At 62.5% G+C, this 17,803-nt stretch carries 22 protein-coding genes and 1 tRNA gene; 12 read left to right on the top strand and 11 right to left on the bottom strand.

The features are described from left to right. Nucleotides 1–17 precede the first annotated feature (17 nt). The 8 genes from V1475_RS09480 (at nt 18) to V1475_RS09445 (ending at nt 7,135) form a co-directional block, all read left to right on the top strand. Nucleotides 18–515, top strand: a complete 498-nt coding sequence (locus V1475_RS09480; protein WP_479412551.1) for a TRAP transporter small permease — start codon at nt 18–20, stop codon at nt 513–515. Then, nucleotides 508–1,899 carry a TRAP transporter large permease gene (locus tag V1475_RS09475; RefSeq protein ID WP_434288368.1) on the top strand — a complete coding sequence of 464 codons (1,392 nt, stop codon included), beginning with the start codon at nt 508–510 and terminating at the stop codon, nt 1,897–1,899. The genes V1475_RS09480 and V1475_RS09475 overlap by 8 nt, the downstream gene beginning before the upstream one ends. Nucleotides 1,900–1,916: 17 nt before the next feature. Then, complete coding sequence (locus tag V1475_RS09470; RefSeq protein WP_479412550.1) at nt 1,917–3,137, top strand: 3-hydroxybenzoate 6-monooxygenase; 1,221 nt, start codon at nt 1,917–1,919, stop codon at nt 3,135–3,137. A gap of 25 nt (nt 3,138–3,162) precedes the next feature. Then, nucleotides 3,163–3,861 (top strand): fumarylacetoacetate hydrolase family protein, encoded by a 699-nt coding sequence (locus V1475_RS09465; protein WP_479412549.1) that lies wholly within the window; start codon nt 3,163–3,165, stop codon nt 3,859–3,861. Between the two features lie 13 nt (nt 3,862–3,874). Then, nucleotides 3,875–4,522 (top strand): maleylacetoacetate isomerase, encoded by a 648-nt coding sequence (gene maiA / locus V1475_RS09460; RefSeq protein ID WP_479412548.1) that lies wholly within the window; start codon nt 3,875–3,877, stop codon nt 4,520–4,522. A gap of 29 nt (nt 4,523–4,551) precedes the next feature. Then, a complete protein-coding gene (locus tag V1475_RS09455; RefSeq protein ID WP_479412547.1) occupies nt 4,552–5,655 on the top strand; it encodes a cupin domain-containing protein in 1,104 nt (367 codons plus the stop codon). Beyond that, on the top strand, nt 5,655–6,206 hold the full coding sequence (locus V1475_RS09450) for a maleylpyruvate isomerase N-terminal domain-containing protein (RefSeq protein WP_479412546.1): 552 nt from the start codon (nt 5,655–5,657) through the stop codon (nt 6,204–6,206). Before V1475_RS09455 ends, V1475_RS09450 begins: the two co-directional genes overlap by 1 nt. 488 nt (nt 6,207–6,694) lie before the next feature. Continuing rightward, on the top strand, nt 6,695–7,135 hold the full coding sequence (locus V1475_RS09445) for a c-type cytochrome (protein WP_479412545.1): 441 nt from the start codon (nt 6,695–6,697) through the stop codon (nt 7,133–7,135). Between the two features lie 50 nt (nt 7,136–7,185). On the opposite strand, the gene V1475_RS09440 is transcribed toward V1475_RS09445, so the two are convergent. Then, complete coding sequence (locus tag V1475_RS09440; protein ID WP_479413964.1) at nt 7,186–8,274, bottom strand: cytochrome-c peroxidase; 1,089 nt, start codon at nt 8,272–8,274, stop codon at nt 7,186–7,188. Between the two features lie 259 nt (nt 8,275–8,533). Here V1475_RS09440 and V1475_RS09435 point away from each other — a divergent pair. Then, nucleotides 8,534–8,607 (top strand) — tRNA-Gly (locus V1475_RS09435). A gap of 136 nt (nt 8,608–8,743) precedes the next feature. Here the strand turns inward: V1475_RS09435 and V1475_RS09430 are convergent. The 7 genes from V1475_RS09430 to V1475_RS09400 form a co-directional block, all read right to left on the bottom strand. Next, on the bottom strand, nt 8,744–8,950 hold the full coding sequence (locus V1475_RS09430) for a YgaP family membrane protein (protein WP_434288377.1): 207 nt from the start codon (nt 8,948–8,950) through the stop codon (nt 8,744–8,746). A gap of 80 nt (nt 8,951–9,030) precedes the next feature. Further along, the gene (locus V1475_RS09425) at nt 9,031–9,447 is read right to left on the bottom strand and encodes a PaaI family thioesterase (protein WP_434288379.1); all 417 of its coding nucleotides are present in this window, start codon (nt 9,445–9,447) and stop codon (nt 9,031–9,033) included. After that, the gene (locus tag V1475_RS09420) at nt 9,444–10,121 is read right to left on the bottom strand and encodes an SOS response-associated peptidase (RefSeq protein ID WP_479412544.1); all 678 of its coding nucleotides are present in this window, start codon (nt 10,119–10,121) and stop codon (nt 9,444–9,446) included. Before V1475_RS09420 ends, V1475_RS09425 begins: the two co-directional genes overlap by 4 nt. A gap of 268 nt (nt 10,122–10,389) precedes the next feature. After that, nucleotides 10,390–10,695, bottom strand: a complete 306-nt coding sequence (locus V1475_RS09415; RefSeq protein WP_479412543.1) for a DnaJ family domain-containing protein — start codon at nt 10,693–10,695, stop codon at nt 10,390–10,392. Then, the gene (locus V1475_RS09410) at nt 10,696–11,157 is read right to left on the bottom strand and encodes a GFA family protein (RefSeq protein WP_479412542.1); all 462 of its coding nucleotides are present in this window, start codon (nt 11,155–11,157) and stop codon (nt 10,696–10,698) included. Between the two features lie 82 nt (nt 11,158–11,239). Next, a complete protein-coding gene (locus V1475_RS09405; RefSeq protein WP_479412541.1) occupies nt 11,240–12,802 on the bottom strand; it encodes a bifunctional metallophosphatase/5'-nucleotidase in 1,563 nt (520 codons plus the stop codon). Between the two features lie 127 nt (nt 12,803–12,929). Further along, entirely contained in the window at nt 12,930–13,532 is a 603-nt protein-coding gene (locus tag V1475_RS09400) for a TetR/AcrR family transcriptional regulator (protein ID WP_434288383.1), read from the bottom strand. 74 nt (nt 13,533–13,606) lie between these two features. Between V1475_RS09400 and V1475_RS09395 the strand changes: the two genes are divergently transcribed. The 3 genes from V1475_RS09395 (at nt 13,607) to V1475_RS09385 (ending at nt 15,352) form a co-directional block, all read left to right on the top strand. Then, nucleotides 13,607–13,843 carry a putative antibiotic biosynthesis monooxygenase gene (locus V1475_RS09395; protein WP_479412540.1) on the top strand — a complete coding sequence of 79 codons (237 nt, stop codon included), beginning with the start codon at nt 13,607–13,609 and terminating at the stop codon, nt 13,841–13,843. 87 nt (nt 13,844–13,930) lie between these two features. Beyond that, on the top strand, nt 13,931–14,278 hold the full coding sequence (locus V1475_RS09390) for a DUF952 domain-containing protein (RefSeq protein WP_479412539.1): 348 nt from the start codon (nt 13,931–13,933) through the stop codon (nt 14,276–14,278). Then, nucleotides 14,279–15,352, top strand: coding sequence for a quinone-dependent dihydroorotate dehydrogenase (locus V1475_RS09385; protein ID WP_479412538.1), 1,074 nt, complete (start codon nt 14,279–14,281; stop codon nt 15,350–15,352). Between the two features lies 1 nt (nt 15,353). Here the strand turns inward: V1475_RS09385 and V1475_RS09380 are convergent, their stop codons facing one another. Genes V1475_RS09380 through V1475_RS09370 form a run of 3 tightly spaced genes read right to left on the bottom strand, consistent with a single transcriptional unit; the run spans nt 15,354 to nt 17,604 of the window. After that, the gene (locus V1475_RS09380; protein ID WP_479412537.1) at nt 15,354–16,670 is read right to left on the bottom strand and encodes an MATE family efflux transporter; all 1,317 of its coding nucleotides are present in this window, start codon (nt 16,668–16,670) and stop codon (nt 15,354–15,356) included. Then, nucleotides 16,667–17,179, bottom strand: coding sequence for a PaaI family thioesterase (locus V1475_RS09375; protein ID WP_479412536.1), 513 nt, complete (start codon nt 17,177–17,179; stop codon nt 16,667–16,669). Before V1475_RS09375 ends, V1475_RS09380 begins: the two co-directional genes overlap by 4 nt. Next, entirely contained in the window at nt 17,176–17,604 is a 429-nt protein-coding gene (locus V1475_RS09370; RefSeq protein ID WP_434288391.1) for a PaaI family thioesterase, read from the bottom strand. The genes V1475_RS09375 and V1475_RS09370 overlap by 4 nt, the downstream gene beginning before the upstream one ends. Between the last annotated feature and the right edge of the window lie 199 nt (nt 17,605–17,803).

Below are 17,803 nucleotides of genomic sequence, written 5' to 3'. Positions count from 1 at the left end.
CACCCGGGAGGCTTGCTATGTACGCTGTTGTCACGCGTCTGGCAGATTTCTTTGCCATGCTTGGAGGCGCCATCCTCTTTGTCATCGTTCTGGTCACCACCACGAACACCGGCGCTTTCATTCTCGATCGTATCGTCGGCCCGTTTGGCCTCAATGTCTCCGGCCTTCCCGGCTATGAGGATTTCGTTCAGCTCGCCATTTCCGGCGCAGCGCTGATGTTCTTTCCCTTCACCCAGGCCTCGCGCGGGCATGTGGCCGTCGATCTGTTCGTCGCAAATGCGCCGATGCCGGTGAAATGGCTTTTGGACCGCATGTGGCTGACGCTCACCACCGGTGTCGCACTGTTTCTCGCCTGGTGGATGGTTCAGGGCATGATCGAAGTGCGCGCAGACGCCGCCGAAGCCGGTGTGCTGGGCTGGCCGATCTGGCCGTTCTACATCCCCGGCATCGCCGCCATGATCCTTTGGGCCATCGTGTCCGTCAGCCAGATGTTCGGAGACGCACGCTATGCTTGATCCCATCACCATCGGGGTCGTTGGCCTCGTCATTCTTTTCGGCCTTCTGATCCTGCGCATGCCCGTCGGCATCGCGATGATCATCGTCGGCATCGGCGGCACCTATGTGCTGTCGCTCGCTCTGCCCTATGTCCGGTTCGTGCCCTATATCCGGCAGTTCAAGACGCTCTTGTGGGAGAACGTCGCAAGCTATGACCTCTCGGTCGTGCCGCTCTTCGTTCTGATGGGCTACATCGCCGCCGAGGCGCGGCTCTCGTCGGACCTGTTCAAAGGTCTCGAAGCCCTGCTGTCGCGTCTCAGAGGCGGCGTGGCCATGGCGGCGATTGCGGCCTGCGGCGGATTTGGCGCGGTCTGCGGCTCCTCGCTCGCAACCGCTGCGACCATGGGCAAAGTGGCCCTGCCGGAGCTCAAGGCGCTTGGCTACAAGGACCGCCTCTCTGCGGGCGCACTGGCAGCAGGCGGCACGCTCGGCATCCTGATCCCGCCGTCCGTGGCGCTGGTGATCTATGCGATCATCGTTGAGGGTTCGATCCTCAAGATGTTCCAGGCCGCTGTTCTGCCGGGTCTTCTGGCCGTGCTGTCCTTCATCGGCGTGATCGCCATTCTGGTGCGGGTGAACCCGTCTCTGGCCCCCGAACCGCGCCCGATGGAACGCGAAGAGCGCAACCGCGCGCTCAAACGCCTCGTCCCGGTGATCGCCATCTTCGGCGCGATCATCCTCGGCCTCGGCTTCGGTCTTTTCACCCCCACCCCCGCCGCCTCCATCGGCGTGTTCCTGATCGCCGTCTACGGGTTTATCCTGCGGGCGCGCACCGGCGAGGGGCTGAACTGGGACGGCATGAAGCGCGCGCTCCACGCCACCGCGATCACGTCGGGCATGATCTACCTGATCCTGTTCGGCGCGGAAGTGCTCAAGGGCTTCTTCACCCGCTCCGGCCTGCCGCAGGCGCTGTCCGAATGGGCGGCGAACTCGGGCATGGACCCGATGCTGGTGCTGATCCTGATGCTCGTGGCCTTCGTGATCCTCGGCTGTTTCATGGAAAGCCTCGCGATGATCCTCGTGGTGGTGCCGTTCTTCTGGCCGACGCTGATCGCGATGAATGGCGGCGAATATGTCACCGCCGACATGGCCGCCTTCGGGATGACCAACGAGGATCTGAAAATCTGGTTCGGCATCCTCGCCCTCATTGTCGTCGAGCTCGGGCTGATCACCCCGCCCGTGGGCCTCAACGTCTTCATCATCTCCTCGCTCGCCAAGGACACGCCCATGTCCACCGTCTTCCGCGGTGTCATGCCCTTCCTCGGCTCCGAGGTCATCCGTGTGGGCCTGATCATCTTCATCCCCGCCCTCACCCTCACCATTCCACGCCTCATTGGCGGCTGACATAAGGAGACACTTTCATGTCTGATCTTCCCATCATCATCGCAGGCGGCGGCATCGGCGGTCTGGCGGCGGCCTGTGGTCTGGCGCGCAAGGGCCATCGTTCCATCGTCGTCGAACAGGCCCCGGCGCTCGGCGAGATCGGCGCCGGCATCCAGATCGGCCCGAACGCCTTCCATTGCTTCGACTATCTGAGCATTGGCGACGAGGCCCGCGAGAAAGCGGTCTATATCGACAAGCTGCGCCTGATGGATGCGCAAACCGCCGAGGACATCACCTCCATTCCCTTGGACGCGCCGTTCCGTGAGCGGTTCAAAAACCCCTACGCCGTGGTGCACCGCGCCGATCTGCATGGCGTTTTGCTGAAATATTGCGAAGACAGCCCGCTTGTCGACATTCGCACCTCTCACGTCGTGGAGAGCTATGAGCAGGACGGCACCTCCGTCACGCTCAAGGTGAAAGACCGCGATCCGATCAAAGGCTCCTTCCTGATCGGCGCCGAAGGTCTGCGCTCCCCGATCCGCGGCCAGATGATCGGCGACGGCGAGCCGCGCATTTCCGGCCACACCACCTACCGCTCCGTGATCCCGACCGAGCAAATGCCCGAAGACCTGCGCTGGAACGCAGCGACGCTTTGGGCCGGTCCGAAATGTCATATCGTGCACTACCCGCTTAAGGGCTGGAAAGTGTTCAACCTCGTCGTGACCTATCACCGCGATGTCAAAGAGGCGATTGCCGGGCGTCCGGTCTCGAAAGAAGAGGTCGCAGCTGGCTTCGAGCACATCCACCCGAAAGCCCGTCAGGTCATCGAGCATGGTTCTGATTGGAAACTCTGGGTGCTCTGTGACCGCGATCCGATCTCCAACTGGGTCGACAACCGCGTGGCTTTGCTCGGCGATGCCGCCCACCCGATGCTCCAGTACTTCGCGCAGGGTGCCTGTATGGCGATGGAAGACGCGGTCGCGCTGTCGCATTGCATCGAGCATTACGGCGACAATGTCGAACGCGCGCTGCAAATCTATCAGGAAATGCGCAAGGTCCGCACCGCCCGCGTGCAGATGAACTCGCGCCTCATCGGCGAATACATCTACCACCCGGACGACGCCAAAGCCGCTGTGCGCAATCACGTCATGTCCAACATGACGCCGGACGAATGGTACGACCAGCTGTCCTGGCTCTATGGCTCCACCGGTCTCGACGAGAGCACCGTCAATGCCGCGCTGAAAACCGCTGCTGAATAATCCAAGAAACGCAAAGGACAAACCTATGGCTTATGTCTTCCCCCCCGCCGAGCCGGCCACCGTGGCCGTGGATGGCACCGATGATCGCCTGCCCGTGCGCCGCATCTTCTGCGTCGGCCGCAACTACGCCGCCCACGCCCGCGAGATGGGCAAGGACCCGGATCGCGATCCGCCCTTCTTCTTCACCAAACCGGCCGATGCCGTGGTGGACACCGGCGAGGTGGTCGCCTACCCGCCGGAGACCGAAAACTTCCATTACGAGGCGGAACTCGTGGCGGTGATCGGCAAAGGTGGCAAGAACATCTCCGAAGAAGACAGCCTGTCCCACGTCTGGGGCTATGCCGTCGGCAACGACCTGACCCGTCGCGACCTGCAACTGAAGGCGCGCGAACAGGGCCGTCCGTGGGACTGGGGCAAGGCGTTCGACCGCTCTGCCGTCATCGGTCCGGTGTTCCCGGTGGAAAAAGTCGGCCACCCGGACAAGGGCTCCATCAAGCTCACCGTCAATGGTGAGGTGAAACAGGACGCCGATCTGGCCGAACTCATCTGGTCGGTGCCGGAGATCATCTCCATCCTGTCGCATTCGATGACGCTTCAACCGGGCGATCTGATCATGACCGGCACGCCCGCGGGCGTGGGTGCTCTCGTAGAGGGTGACACCTGCGTGGTCGAAATCGAAGGTCTCGGCAAAATCGAGACCCCGATCGGCAAACGCGAAGCCTGAGAGGCCTGATCCGATGACCTTGAAGTTGCACAACTTCTTCCGGTCCTCCACCTCAACGCGGCTCCGTGCCGCGTTGAACCTCAAGGGGCTAGACTATGACTATATTCCCTATGTGCTGCGCACGGGGGAAACGCGGACGCCCGAATATCTGGCGAAGAACCCGCAGGGTCTGGTCCCCACCCTTGAGCGCGAGGACGGCAGCTATCTGACGCAGTCTCTCGCCATCATGGAATGGCTGGAGGAGACCCACCCGGAGCCCGCGCTTTTGCCGTCTGACCCGGATGGCCGTGCCCGTGTGCGTGCGCTGTCTTACATGATCGCGCTGGAAATCCACCCGCTCAACAACCTGCGCGTTCTGTTCCGTCTCAGCGATCAGTTCGGTGCGGACGAGGAAGCCCAAAAAGAGTGGTTCACCCATTGGGTCACGATCACTTTTGACGCGCTGGAGGCTGAACTTTCCGCCTCGAAAGACACCGGCATCTATTGCCACGGCGACACGCCCACCATGGCCGATTGCTGCCTCTATGCGCAGGTCTGGAACAACAAACGCTTTGGCGTGCCGCTGGAAAACTGGCCGGTGATTTCGCGCATCTACGCGGAACTCGACAAGCTCCCGGCCTTCACGAAAGCCGCGCCGCCCAACCAACCCGACGCCGCCTGAGGCGGCCCCTATCCCGGAGGAATTTCACGATGCTGACCGAAGATCGCAGCCACGACACCATCGAACATGGCATGCAGCCGGAGGACACCCCGGAACTGCGCGAGCTCTACAAAGGGTTCGAAGAGAACAACCTTCTGCCGCTCTGGACGCAACTCGGTGACCTGATGCCGATGACGCCCAAATCCAAGGCCGTGCCGCATGTCTGGCGTTGGGCCGATCTTCTGCCGCTGGCGGAAAAATCCGGCGAATTGGTGCCTGTGGGCCGGGGCGGGGAACGCCGCGCCATCGGTCTTGCCAACCCCGGTCTGGGCGGCAATGCCTATGTTTCGCCGACGCTCTGGGCCGCGATCCAGTATCTTTGCCCGGGCGAGAACGCGCCGGAGCACCGCCACTCGCAAAACGCCTTCCGCTTTGTCGTCGAAGGCGAAGGTGTCTGGACCGTCGTCAACGGCGATCCGGTGCGCATGTCCCGTGGTGACCTTCTGCTGACGCCGGGCTGGAACTTCCATGGCCACCATAACATCGCGAACGAGCCGATGGCGTGGATCGACGGCCTCGACATTCCGTTCTCGCAACAGATGGATGTCGGATTCTTCGAGTTCGGCTCCGACCGTGTGACCGACAACGCCACCCCGGATTTCTCCCGTGGCGAGCGTCTCTGGTGCCATCCGGGCCTGCGCCCGCTGTCGCAGTTGCAGAACACCGTGTCGTCGCCGATCGGCGCCTACCGTTGGGAATTCACCGACCGCGCCCTGACCGAACAGCTTTTGCTGGAAGACGAAGGCCAGCCCGCCACCGTCGAGATGGGCCATGCCGCCATCCGCTACGTCAACCCGACCACCGGCGGCGATGTGATGCCGACGATCCGCTGCGAATTCCATCGCCTGCGCGCGGGTGTCGAAACCGCGACGCGCAACGAGGTTGGCTCGACGGTCTTCCAGGTGTTCGAAGGCAAAGGCACGGTCGTGATGAACGGCGTGACGCACAAGCTGGAGAAAGGCGACATGTTCGTGGTGCCGAGCTGGGTGCCGTGGTCCTTGCAGGCCGAGACGCAGTTCGACCTGTTCCGCTTCTCCGACGCGCCGATCATGGAACGTCTGGGCTTCATGCGTCAGATGGTCGAGGGGCAGTAATGTCCCTCACCGAGACAGAGCTTGCCGCCCGCGAGGCTTTGAAAGCACGTTTGGGCAAGGGGGCGCGATTCGACGCCCCCAATGCTCCAACGGAGGAGTTGTTGCTCGCGCGTCGCGGGACGGCCTATTTCGCGCGCAAGCTGATGGAGCTTACCGACGAGGCGCTCTATGAGCCTGCCGCGATCTCCGGCCTGACCCGCGCCCATGTGGTGGTGCGCGTCAGCTACGAGGCGCGCTATCAGGCGCTGGCACTGGAGGCTCTGGTCAAAGGCGAGGTGCTGGAACGGCCCGAGGAATTGCCGACGCTCGATCTGGCGGCAACGCTTCCGGCGCGGGCGCTCCGGCATCTGTTCCAGCATTCCGAAGTGCATCTCAACGTCTGCTTTCGCGATCTGACCGAGGCGCAATGGGACAGGGAGATGGTGCTGATCGACGGCAGCAAAACCACGCCCCGCGCCCTGCCCCTGATGCGGGCGAAAGGCATCTGGCAAGGCGCAATGGACCTCGGCAATGGCGCGCGGCTCAAGGACATGCCCGCAAGCCTGCGCTAAGTCCTTCCCCGGCCCGAGACAGGGCCGGGCAAAATCCGATTGACCGGCAAGGCCCGTTTGCCCAGAGTGCCCCACACGACATCGGGGACATCATGCGTCGGGTTCTGATCCTTTTGCTTCTGTGGTCCATGACCTTGCTCTCCGTCCCGGCGGCGGAGGCCGAACAGGCAATGCCCCCGACACAGACGATGGCCTCAGCCATGTCGCATGACCACACGGACTGCTGCCCTTGCCCTGAAAGGCACACCCCCGGTGGTGCGGGTCATCTTTTCTGCGCCCATGCCGCCTGCCTTTTGTGCGCGCTCAGCGGCACTGAGCCGCCCTCCCTCTCTCGCACCATTCATACCGCAGGCTTTCCATTGCCGACGATTGCAGGGGTCCTGCCCTATGCGCCTGCGCTCGACCTTCCCCCTCCCCGTCCCGGTTCCACTTTCGTCTGACCCTTTCCTCAAGGCGCAGCCGCGCCCAGAACCGATACGGAAACATCCATGAAGAAAATCATCCTGCCTGTGGCCACCGCCGCAGTGCTGGCCACGGGCGCCTATCTCGGGTTCAAACCGTCCGCCGAACCGGCCGCTTCCACCTCGTCCTCGCGTCCCGCTGCGGGTGCCCCGCTCGTCGCGGTGACCTTGCCGGACAGCCTTTCGGCCAACGCACAGATCGGCAAACGCGCCTTCGATGCCACCTGCGCCGCCTGTCACGGTATAAATGGCGCAGGGGTCGAGGGCTCCGGCCCGCCGCTCGTCCATGTGATTTACGAACCTTCGCACCACGGTGACATGGCCTTTGTCATGGCCGCCCAACGCGGGGTGCAGGCGCATCACTGGCGTTTTGGCGACATGCCGCCGCAAGAGGGGCTGACAGAGGGCGATCTGAAAGCGATTGTCGCCTATGTCCGGGAAATGCAACGGGCCAACGGTATCCAGTAAAGCAAGTGGCTTGCCCGGGGGACGGCGATGCCGTCGCGCCCCGGGCAGGCTCATTCCTCAAGCAAATGCTCGTAGCGCGCATCCGTCAGCGTTTTCATGAAGGCAACCAGCGCGTCGATCTCCCGATCTTCAAACGCCGGTCCCGTGGTCAGCTCTTCCATCGAAATGTTTTCCGGCACCTCCGGCGGACCAAAGCGCTCGCCGGTCTCCGGGTTGATCATCCGCGCCTCGGATTTCGTGTTGTAGGTGTTGTAGAACAGCACGACCGTGCGCAGGTCCTGAAACACGCCATTGTGCATATAGGGCGCGGTGACGGCGACGTTGCGCAGCGTCGGCACCTTGATCTTGCCTGCCAAACCCGCCGTGTCGGCGATCAGCGTGTTCTGCGCCAACCCGAGATCGGGATGCCCGCGCCCGACGCCGTTCATATCGCGCAGATCGCCATTCTCCGGCACGCCGATGTTGTGATATTCGTAATTGGTGAAGGTCTCGCCCTCCGCCCCGGCTTGCGGCTTGAGTTGATGGCAGAGGTTGCAATTGGTGAACTGCTGCGAGAAAAACAGCGTCTCGCCCAGCAGTTCTTCGCGCGTCAGCTCCGCCTCGCCGCGCAGATACCGGTCGTATTTGCTGTCGAAGGGCGAAAACAGATCGGTCTCCTCGAAGGCGGCAATCGCCTTGGTCATCGCCGCATAGGCCTCGTCCTTATCGGCGAAAATCTCATCCCCAAAGAGCCCCTTGAAGGCCACGACATAGGCCGGGTTTTCCTCCAGCCGCGCCACGACAGAGGCCGCATCGGGCATGCCCATCTCAATCGGATTGAGCGGCGGCCCGCCCGCCTGATCGGCAAGCCCTGCGGCGCGCCCGTCATGAAACTGGCCGCCCATATAGACGCCTTCGTCGAGCTTTTGGAACATCGGCGCGAAATGCGCGTAGGTGGCGGTCGGCGCGTTGCGATCCCCCAGAGAGACGCCATCGTCGCCCGGCGAGGCCATGCCGCGCGGGTCGGCAAAGGCATGTTCCGGGTCGTGACAGGTCGAACAGGATTGCGTGCGGTTTTGCGACAGGTTCTCGTCGAAGAACAGCGCCTCGCCCAGCGCTTCGAGCGTGGCAAGCTCCTCGGCCTGGAGCGGAACGGGCATGAGAAGCGTGGTACAGAACAGGGTCAGGACAAGAGATCCGGGGGCGAGAGGTCTGGCGATCATGAGCGCAGTGCTTTCCGATTGGCTGTTCGAATGGCGGCGTCCCGCCTTTATCTGAGCTTTTCACTCGGGAATTTGACCGATGTCAAGAGCAGGCGAGAAAACGTGATAGCCCCGCAACGCTCGAAACGGCCCGCTTCGGTTGCGGAAGGCCACTTGACGCTCGAAAATCCATCGCCTAAACACGGGGCTCAACGCAGCGGGCGTTGTGTAATGGTAAGACCTTAGCCTTCCAAGCTAATGACGCGGGTTCGATTCCCGCCGCCCGCTCCAAATCTTCCCCCACATTCAAACGCCCCTGAACTGATGTCGCGTGTTTCTGTGCGAGCCTGCGGTTTTCTGATGGTAAAAATACTCAAAACGAAACGGGGCCCCGAAGGACCCCGCTCAGAGATAGATGCACCCGAGATCACTTCTCGAAGGCACAGCCCGCCGGAAGGCCGAGTTTGGCCATGATCTTGGCCGCCGGGCACCAGCCGGTGAAGGAGGATTGCAGCAGGTTGGCACCGATGAAGACGGTGAACCAGACGAAATAGGGGCTGACGAACTGGGTCAGCAAAACGCTGATCAGAACCATGATGCCGGCAAAGCGGAACATAGCGCGGTCGATGGACATTGGGGTTTCTCCGTATGGAATGACAGATTTGCGACAGAACTAGCAAATCGTGCGATTAAATTCAAGATTTCGAATATGGATCAACCAGCCGAACGCACACGAAATGTGCCCTGCGCAGTGGCGATCACTTCGCCGGTCTCGTCAACGATAATGCCTTCGGTGAAAAACGTCTTGGCCCCGCCGCCGATACGCTTGCCGCTGGCGATCAGCCGCGTGCCTTTCGGGCGCGACAGGTAATTGACGCTCATGTTGAGCGTCATGGTCATTTTCTTGTCCTCCGGATCGCCCGTGAACGCCCCGGCATAGCCCATCGCCGTATCGAGCATCATGGCGTAATAGCCGCCATGGGGAATGCCGTGGCGATTCTTGTGGATGTCTTGCAGTTCGATCTCCATCCGCGCCACATCCGGCCCCCAATGGGTCATCTCCATGCCGATGTGCTGCGCGGCAAGCGACAGCGCCTCCCAACTGGCCGGATTGTCCATGTCATAGCTCATGCGTCGATCTCCTCGATCAGGTCTGGGCCACTGGCCCGGTTGGAATTCACCGCCTTGCCGACGCGGTGGAATCGCAAGGTTTCGTCGTCGGCCGGTTTCATCAAACGCGCCGCCCCGTGGCCCTCTTCGCCCAGCCATTTCCCCCAGTGCTCCGGTTGCAGGATGACCGGAATGCGGTGGTGGATTTCGGCCATACGCCCCGTGGCCTCCGTCGTCACCATGGCACAGGTGGACAAACGCTCACCGTCCTGCTCCCAGTCCTGCCAGATGCCCGCGAAGACCATCGGCCCCTGCCCCGCAGGCTGGATATACCACGGCAGTTTTTCACCGCCCTCGGGGCGGAACCATTCGTAAAACCCATCGGCAGGGATGAGGCAACGGCGCATGCGGCAGGCCTCGCGAAAGGCGGGTTTCTCGGCCAGCGTTTCGGCGCGGGCGTTGATCAGCAGCGGCCCGTCGGAGGGCGATTTGTACCAGCGCGGGATGAAGCCCCAGCGCATCGGCACGAGGCGGCGCTGCCCCGTAGCCTCATCGCTCTCGCGGTAGACCACATGGATCTGCGTTGTCGGGCAGATGTTGTAATTCGGCAGCGGCGGCAAGTCATTCGCTGGCGCGGCTTCGAAAAGCTGCGCCAAAGCGTCACTTGTCATGGAAAGGGCAAACCGTCCGCACATGGGGGCAATTTAGCGGCTCCTGCGGCGAGGGCCAGAGCAGATCGTGCAGGTGGGGTTTGAGTATTTACGCCATCAGAAAACCAAGGGCCGGAACCAGGCGGTCCTCTCCGGCATCTGCATGGCCGGTTTCTTCATCGGCACTCTGTCCCCCTCTTCATCATTAAGGTTAATCAGATTAACCTTAATGCAAGGTAAAGGGCGTCAGGAGAGGGGCTTGGCGGCACAGATGCGGGCCTCGCGTACAACATGTCGCGGCACCGTTCTTCCCTCAGCGATGCGCCTTGCGGGCGATGTCGATCTTCGCGTCCATCATCGACATTTCCTTCATGATCTCGCTGCGCCGCGTCCGGTCGGAGGTCTCACGCAACTCTTCGCGGAGTTTTTCCAGCTCACGCGACAGCGACACAAACTCCGGCACGCCACCGTTCTCTTTGATCAGCCGGTTCAGCAGCGCGTTTTCCGGGTCGACCTCACGCGGCAAAGGTTTGCCCGCCCCCGGAAGGTTGTCGAAAGCGCCGTCGCGCTCGGCCTCGGCGATTTTCTGGTTGATCAGGTCGATCAGAGGATGATCCATCTACGCCTCTCTTGCCGCCTTGAACCGGGCAAGGCTGGCCTCCGACCAGACCTCTTTCGGTTTGTAGAAGGCTTCGAATACAGGCGCGCCCTCGGGCAATACGACCCACGGCAGTTTCGTCGAGGTGAAGATATGCACATCCGGCACGATCTCGGCCCGCTCCTCCAGCGTGCCGCACCGCACGAAGGCGAAGGCCTCCCCCGACCCCGCGTAATGCGACCAGAGCGCCACCTTGCAAGATGGGCAGCGCGCCACGCTCTGGCCATGGCCGGAGTTCGAGGGGGTGGCAATCATCTCGGGAGCGCCTCTGGTGAGCCGGATTTCAGCCGTCTCGACATAGGCGTTGAGCGCGAAGGCCGATCCGGTTTCGCGCTGACACCATGTGCAATGACAGCAATGCACGATCATCGGCCGGGCCGTCATTTCAAATTCGACCTCTCCGCATGTACAGCGCCCGTGCATACCCGTTTCCTCCCCTGCCAGCCCAAATGAAAAAGCCCCCGCATGATTGCGAGGGCTTTTCTGTTTGTCTAGCGCGAACCGTTTATTTCACGGTGATGCGGCCGTCCGTATAGGGCGTGTAGGGCGCATGTTCGATCATGTACTCGGCCAGAACGTCGGCGAGATCGGGACCGAAGTCATAGGCATTCTCAGCGCTCAGGAACATTTTGTAGCCGTCGCCGCCGTTGCGGACGTAGTTGTTCGTCACCGCGCCATAGACCTTGTCCATCTCGATCGGCGCGCCGCCGACCATCACGTCGGAAATGCGGGACCCGACCTCAGCCGCCGGATCGACGGTGTAGGACATGCCCGCCACCTGCGGGAAACGGCCTGCGCCATCGGCCATCTCGGAGACACCGTTTTCCAGCGCCTCGACGATGGTCGCGCCGGTCACCTGGAAGGTGGAGAGCGTGTTCTGGAACGGCAGAACCGTGAGCACGTCGCCCATGGTCACCTGACCGCCCTGAATGGAGGCGCGCAGACCGCCGCCGTTCTGGATGGCGATCTCGACACCCTGATCCTTCACGCGCTCCAGCATGGCGTCGGCCACGAGGTTGCCCATGGCGCATTCAACGGCCCGGCAGGTTTCGCGCGAACCGTCGATGTCGGCGGCAGCTTCCGCGACAACCTTGGCTTTCAGCTCGTTGATCGGGCCCGCGAGCTCGGTGATGCGCGCCTTGATGTCGGCGTCTTCGGCCACGGACGCGTCGAGCAGGATCGGCTCGCCGGTGGCGGAGATCAGCGTGCCTTCGTCGTCGAAGGTCAGCACGAGGTGACCGAGGTATTTCGAATAGGCATAGGCGGAGACGACCGGAACTTCGCCGACCATGGTCGGGTAAGCCATCGCGCCTTCGATCTCGTTGGAGAACAGCGTGTGGGAGTGACCGCCGACCACGGCGTCGATGCCCGCGACCTCACCGGCAAGCTCCAGATCCTTGTTCACACCGACGTGGGTCAGCGCGATGATCTTGGTCACACCTTCGGCCTCAAGCTCGGCCACATCGGCGGCAAGGCTGTCGGCTTCGTCCTGGAAGATCACGTTCGGGCCGGGGCTGGCGGTTTCCGGCGTATCCACGGCCAGCGCGGAGATGATGCCGACTTTCTCGCCGCCCACTTCCAGCACGACATAGTTTTTCACTTTGCCATTCAGCAGGTTGGACTGGGACACATCGAGGTTGCCGGAGATCACCGGGAAATTCGCATGCTCGATCAGTTTGAGCGTGCCTTCCGGGCCATCGTCGAATTCGTGGTTGCCAAGGGCCATCACGTCATAGCCGATCTTGTCCATCATCTCGGCCTCGACATCGCCCTTGTAGGTCGTGTACATCAGCGAGCCCTGATACTGATCGCCTGCGTCGAGCAGGAGCACGTTCTCACCGTCCAGTTCCGCGCGCATCTCGGCGACTTTCGTGGCCAGACGGGCATAGCCGCCAAAGCACGCACCGGCCGCGTTGTCTTCTTCGGGGCAGGTGTTGTCGTATTTCGTGATCGGCTCGATCCGGCTGTGCAGATCGTTGGTGTGCAGGATGTGCAGCGTATAATCGGCATGCGCGGCACCTGCCATCAGAGCCATTGCGGCGGTGGTGGTGAGAACTTTTTTGAGCATATCTTGCCCCCTGTTAAACGTCATGACTTCCAACTTGACCGGTCTTGACCATCGAGTCAAAGCCCGAAACCAGAAAATGGCTACATCCGCAACGTAACGGAATTGTAACGATGAAATGACAGGCAGATCATCGTTTTCCGACAATCCAGCCGTCCAGCACCTCATGCGCAAGCCGTTCCGGATCGCTGTCGAGCCGTCCGGTGATCAGCCGCATCCACGCGACCGCCATGATCGTCTCCGCCAAGGCCCCCGCCTGCGCCCCGTCGATCAGCTCGCCGCGCATCCGCGACCATTCGACCACCTCGGCCAGCGCCACGAGACGCTCCTTGCGGTAGCGCTCCAGCGCCTCGGCCACATCCGCATCCGATTGCGCCTCCGCGATGATCAGCGCGAAGACCTGCCCTTCCGGGGTTTTCCAGAAGTCGAAGACATAGCGATAAAAGGCCCCGACCGTCGCAATCAGCGCCCCCTTGTCCTCATGCGCATGCTCACCTTTCGCACGCTCGTAAACCGCCACCAAAAGTGCCCCCCGCGACGGCCACCATTTGTACAGCGTCGCCTTGCCCGCGCGGGCGCGCCTGGCCACCGCCTCCATGCTCAGCCCCTTGACGCCTTTGTCGCGCAGAATCTCCTGCGCCGCCGTCAGGATCGCCTCCTCCGTCGCCGGGTTGCGTTTCGCCCCGATCGAGCGCCTTTGCGGCTCTGCACATTCTGCTGTGCGATCAGACACAGGTCTTCTCCTTTACATATCGAAACGCTTCGTTCACATTAAACGAAACGCACCGTTCCTTTTGGAGATAACACATGTCCATGTCCACCGCCATGCCCTCCGCCCCGAAACGCCCGAATCGTATCCGGTTCAGCTTTTTCGTCTTCCTCGGCGTCTACCCGCTGGTCACCGCCCTGATTTACGGCCTCGCGCCGCTCACCTCGGATTGGCAGATCTGGCAACGCAACCTCGTCATGGTGCCGATGATCGTGCTCTCCATGGTTTTCGTCATCATTCCGCGCATTCATCGCCATTGCCACCGCTGGCTGTAAGCCCACGATTTACGCAAACCCGGTGCAATCCGGGCGCGGACACAAAGTCTCATTGACCGGGGCGCGCGGCGCTGGCATCTGAGAGCCATGCTGATTTACAAAATCTTCCGCGCCCCCGAATGGGCCATTCTGCAAACCAACGGCGAAACCCTCGGCGCCCCTGTCGATCTCGCCGATGGCTATGTTCATTTCTCCACCGGCGCGCAGGTCAGGGAGACCGCCGCCAAATGGTTCGCGGGGGAGGACGCCCTGCATCTCCTCGCCGTCGAGAGCGACACGCTCGCCCCCCATCTCAAATGGGAACCCTCGCGCGGCGGCGCGCTTTTTCCGCATCTCTATCGCGCCCTGACCCTTGAGGATGTCCTCTGGGTCAAACCGCTGCCGCTGGCGCCCGAAGGCGCGGTCGACAGCCATCTCTTCCCGGAGGACCTTTGAATGTCGCTCTTCGAACAGCTCGGCATGGTCATGCTGCGCAGCCTCGACCCGGAGAAATCGCATCACTTCGCGCTCTCGGCCCTGCGCGCGGGGCTTGCGCCCCTGCCCGGTCCGGTCACCTCGCCGCGTCTCAAGATCAAATTCGCCGGTATGGAGATGCCCAACCCCATCGGTCTGGCCGCAGGCTTCGACAAGAATGCCGAGGCGATCCCGCAGCTGTCCCGCGCGGGCTTCGGCTTTATCGAACTGGGTGCGGTGACGCCGCGTCCGCAGCCGGGCAATCCGAAACCGCGGCTCTTCCGCCTCACCGAAGATCAGGCGGTGATCAACCGTTTCGGCTTCAACAACGACGGCATGGAGGAGATCACCAACCGTCTCGCCCGCTGCCGCCACTCCCATCACCGCACCGACATCCCGGTCGGGCTCAACCTCGGTGCCAACAAGGACAGCGAGGATCGCGCTGGCGATTTTGCCAAGGTGCTGGCGAAATGCGGCAATTTCATCGACTTCGCGACCGTCAACGTGTCGAGCCCGAACACCGAACGCCTGCGCGATCTGCAAGGCCCCGAGGCGCTCGAAGCGCTGCTGGCGGGGGTGATGGATGCCCGCAAGGGGCTCGATCACAACGTGCCGATCCTGTTGAAAATCGCCCCCGATCTCGACAATTCGGAACTGATGGAAATCGCCGAAGTGGCCCGCAAGGCGGATCTCGACGGGGTCATCGCCACCAACACCACGCTGTCGCGCGAAGGTTTGAAATCTGCACATAAAAGCGAGGCAGGCGGGCTTTCCGGGAAACCTTTGTTCGAAAAGTCCACGCGCGTGCTGGCGCAGCTCTCGCGCCATCTGGGCACGGACGTGCCTTTGATCGGCGTGGGCGGTGTCGGATCGGCGCTCGATGCCTATACGAAAATCCGCGCGGGGGCCTCTTTGGTACAGGTCTATTCCGCGATGGTCTATCACGGCCTGTCGCTGGCCCCGCGCATCGCCCGCGGGCTGGACGCGTTGCTGGAGAAAGACGGCTACGACAGCGTTCTGGAGGCTGTCGGCACCGGGCGCGACGCTTGGCTTTGAGTTAGAGCGCCGCGCGCTCCAGCGCCGGGTATTTCCAGAACAGCGTCGCCCCCCGCGCCACGTAGCTGATCATCAGCGCGGCCCAAAGCCCGTGATTGCCCATCAGCGGTATCAGCGCGGCCACGGCCAAAAGGTAGATCCCCAGCGACAGCGCCGCCATGTTGCGCATGTCCCGCGTCCGTGTCGCCCCGATGAAAATCCCGTCGAGCATCCATGAGCCAAGCCCCACCACCGGCACGGCCACCATCCACGGCAGGTACACCCGCGCCTCGGCGCGCACATCGGGCGCTGTGGTCATCACGTCGACGATCATACCGCCGAAAATCGCAAACACCGCACTGAGCATCACTGCCGCCAGCAGCCCCCAGAAGGACGCCAGCAATGCCCCCCGTCGCAGCGCATAGGCGGAGCGCGCGCCCAGCGCCTGCCCGACGATGGCCTCGGCGGCAAAGGCAAACCCGTCGAGCGCATAGGCGGTGATCGAGACGAATTGCATCAGAATGTTGTTGCTCGCCAGCGTCACCGTCTCGAAGCCCGCCGAGAGGAAGGTAAAACTCACCATGATGGTCAACAGCAACACGGAGCGGATCAGAATATCTGTATTGACCTTCGCCATATGGATCAGGCGCGCGCGGTCGAACACCCGTGGCCAGTCGCGCCACGCAGGCACGCCAAAGGCATCGCGGCACAGCCACAGCCCCATCAGCGCACCGCTGATCTCGGCGACAAAGGTCGCATAGGCCACACCGCGCACGCCCCAGCCCAGCCCCAAAACGAACCAGAGATCGAGCGCAATGTTCACCCCGTTCATCCAGAGTTGCAGCGCCAGAACACCGCGCGTGCGCTCCTGCGCGATGAGCCAGCCGGTCAGGCCGTAAACGGAGATGGCAAAGGGCGCCGACCAGATGCGGATGGAAATGTAACTGCGGGCAAGCTCTTCGACCTCCGGTGTCGCGGGCGAAAGCTGAAACGACAGCCAAAGGATCGGCAGTTGAAAAACGATCAGGGCAAGCCCGCCCGCACAGGCGATCATCAGGGCACGGGTCAGAAGCGCCGCCACCTCACCCGGTTGACCAGCACCCCGCGCCTGAGACACAAGCCCCGTCGTCCCCATGCGCAGAAAGCCGAAAATCCAATAGATCGAGGCCAGAATGATCGCCCCGAGACCGACCGCACCGATTGGTGCCGCCTCCCCCATCTGACCCACGACGCCGGTGTCGACCGCCCCGAGGATCGGCACAGTGGCGTTCGAGAGCACGATGGGAATGGCGATTTTGAGAACCCGGCGGTGGCTCAACTCCGGCGCGGGCGCACTCATGCGTCCGGCTCAAGAACAGACTCGGGCGCGTCGGGCATCAGGAAATGCCCCATCGCCTGCACCGTCGGACGCGCCCGGTTGTCCTGCCAAGCCTCGACCCGGACAGAGGCATACCGCCGCCCCGCGCGGGTGATCTCGGCACGGGCATAGGCATCGCGCGGCAGACCGGAGCGCAGGTAATCCACGGTCAGGTCGATGGTTTTCGGGAATTTCGGCAGGATCTCCCCGGTGTCTCCCGCTTCGATCCGCGGCCAGACCATGGACCAGCTCAACGAGATCAGCGCGGTGACCTCAAGAAACGCGGCCAACGCCCCGCCATGCAGCGCGGGCAGCATCGGATTGCCGATCAGATCGGGCCGATAGGGCATGATCGCGGTCAACTCGTCGCCGCGACGTTCGAATTCGAACCCCATGAAAGAGATATAGGGCACGCGCGCCACCAGATCCGCCAGAGCGGCATCGCGCCGTTCCTTGACGATCTGAACGGGTTCGGGTTTGGACCGGATCATGATTTGCCCCTCTCCACGGTAAACGCCCCGGTGGCTGCGGCAACCGGCACGTCGCTGACGCCGTCGGTCGCCGAGACCCGGACAAAGGCCACGGCACGGGTGACATGGTAACAGATGGCATGGGCGGCGATCGTCGCCCCCGGTTTCGCGGCGCGCATATAGTCGATGCGCAGGTCGAGCGTCGCGGTGGAAATACCCGCCTCCGGGTGACTCATCACGGCGGCCCCCGCACAGGTGTCCATCAGCGCCGAAATCGCCCCGCCATGGATCACGCCGGTCTCCGGATCGCCGATCAGCTTTTCCGCATAAGGCATGAAAACCTCCGCCTGCCCGTCGCCGATCTGTTCGAGCGACATGCCAAGAGCGGCGCAATGCGGCAGATTCTCGATGAACTGGCGGGCCATCCGGGTGCGGGCGTCATCCATAGCGAAATTTGTGACCTTTTGGACAAGTTGGCCCCATAATGTGAGATGATCGCAGGGCCGCAAGGGCAAATTGAAACCCGGCCCGAGGTTTTCCCCCGTGACGTCACAGCATGTCTGCACACGACCAAGCCCCCCGAGCGCTCCCGGCATCCCGACTGCCAGCTCTCGACGGGCCTTGATCCCGTGGCATGCGGTTTAC

The organism is Celeribacter sp. SCSIO 80838, from assembly GCF_056498065.1.
The sequence above is the reverse complement of the archived record's forward strand: the minus strand, read 5'-3'. Positions and strand labels throughout refer to the sequence as shown.

Coding starts and splice junctions, on each gene's coding strand:
- V1475_RS09440 (WP_479413964.1), bottom strand. CDS start 8,274: ATGCCCGTTCCGCTCCAGGCCGAGGAGCTTGCCACGCTCGAAGCGCTG.
- V1475_RS09450 (WP_479412546.1), top strand. CDS start 5,655: ATGTCCCTCACCGAGACAGAGCTTGCCGCCCGCGAGGCTTTGAAAGCA.
- V1475_RS09430 (WP_434288377.1), bottom strand. CDS start 8,950: ATGTCCATCGACCGCGCTATGTTCCGCTTTGCCGGCATCATGGTTCTG.
- V1475_RS09380 (WP_479412537.1), bottom strand. CDS start 16,670: ATGAGTGCGCCCGCGCCGGAGTTGAGCCACCGCCGGGTTCTCAAAATC.
- V1475_RS09405 (WP_479412541.1), bottom strand. CDS start 12,802: ATGCTCAAAAAAGTTCTCACCACCACCGCCGCAATGGCTCTGATGGCA.
- V1475_RS09455 (WP_479412547.1), top strand. CDS start 4,552: ATGCTGACCGAAGATCGCAGCCACGACACCATCGAACATGGCATGCAG.
- V1475_RS09425 (WP_434288379.1), bottom strand. CDS start 9,447: ATGAGCTATGACATGGACAATCCGGCCAGTTGGGAGGCGCTGTCGCTT.
- V1475_RS09415 (WP_479412543.1), bottom strand. CDS start 10,695: ATGGATCATCCTCTGATCGACCTGATCAACCAGAAAATCGCCGAGGCC.
- V1475_RS09370 (WP_434288391.1), bottom strand. CDS start 17,604: ATGGATGACGCCCGCACCCGGATGGCCCGCCAGTTCATCGAGAATCTG.
- V1475_RS09410 (WP_479412542.1), bottom strand. CDS start 11,157: ATGCACGGGCGCTGTACATGCGGAGAGGTCGAATTTGAAATGACGGCC.
- V1475_RS09395 (WP_479412540.1), top strand. CDS start 13,607: ATGTCCATGTCCACCGCCATGCCCTCCGCCCCGAAACGCCCGAATCGT.
- V1475_RS09385 (WP_479412538.1), top strand. CDS start 14,279: ATGTCGCTCTTCGAACAGCTCGGCATGGTCATGCTGCGCAGCCTCGAC.
- V1475_RS09445 (WP_479412545.1), top strand. CDS start 6,695: ATGAAGAAAATCATCCTGCCTGTGGCCACCGCCGCAGTGCTGGCCACG.
- V1475_RS09465 (WP_479412549.1), top strand. CDS start 3,163: ATGGCTTATGTCTTCCCCCCCGCCGAGCCGGCCACCGTGGCCGTGGAT.
- V1475_RS09375 (WP_479412536.1), bottom strand. CDS start 17,179: ATGATCCGGTCCAAACCCGAACCCGTTCAGATCGTCAAGGAACGGCGC.
- V1475_RS09390 (WP_479412539.1), top strand. CDS start 13,931: ATGCTGATTTACAAAATCTTCCGCGCCCCCGAATGGGCCATTCTGCAA.
- V1475_RS09420 (WP_479412544.1), bottom strand. CDS start 10,121: ATGTGCGGACGGTTTGCCCTTTCCATGACAAGTGACGCTTTGGCGCAG.
- V1475_RS09475 (WP_434288368.1), top strand. CDS start 508: ATGCTTGATCCCATCACCATCGGGGTCGTTGGCCTCGTCATTCTTTTC.
- V1475_RS09470 (WP_479412550.1), top strand. CDS start 1,917: ATGTCTGATCTTCCCATCATCATCGCAGGCGGCGGCATCGGCGGTCTG.
- maiA (WP_479412548.1), top strand. CDS start 3,875: ATGACCTTGAAGTTGCACAACTTCTTCCGGTCCTCCACCTCAACGCGG.
- V1475_RS09480 (WP_479412551.1), top strand. CDS start 18: ATGTACGCTGTTGTCACGCGTCTGGCAGATTTCTTTGCCATGCTTGGA.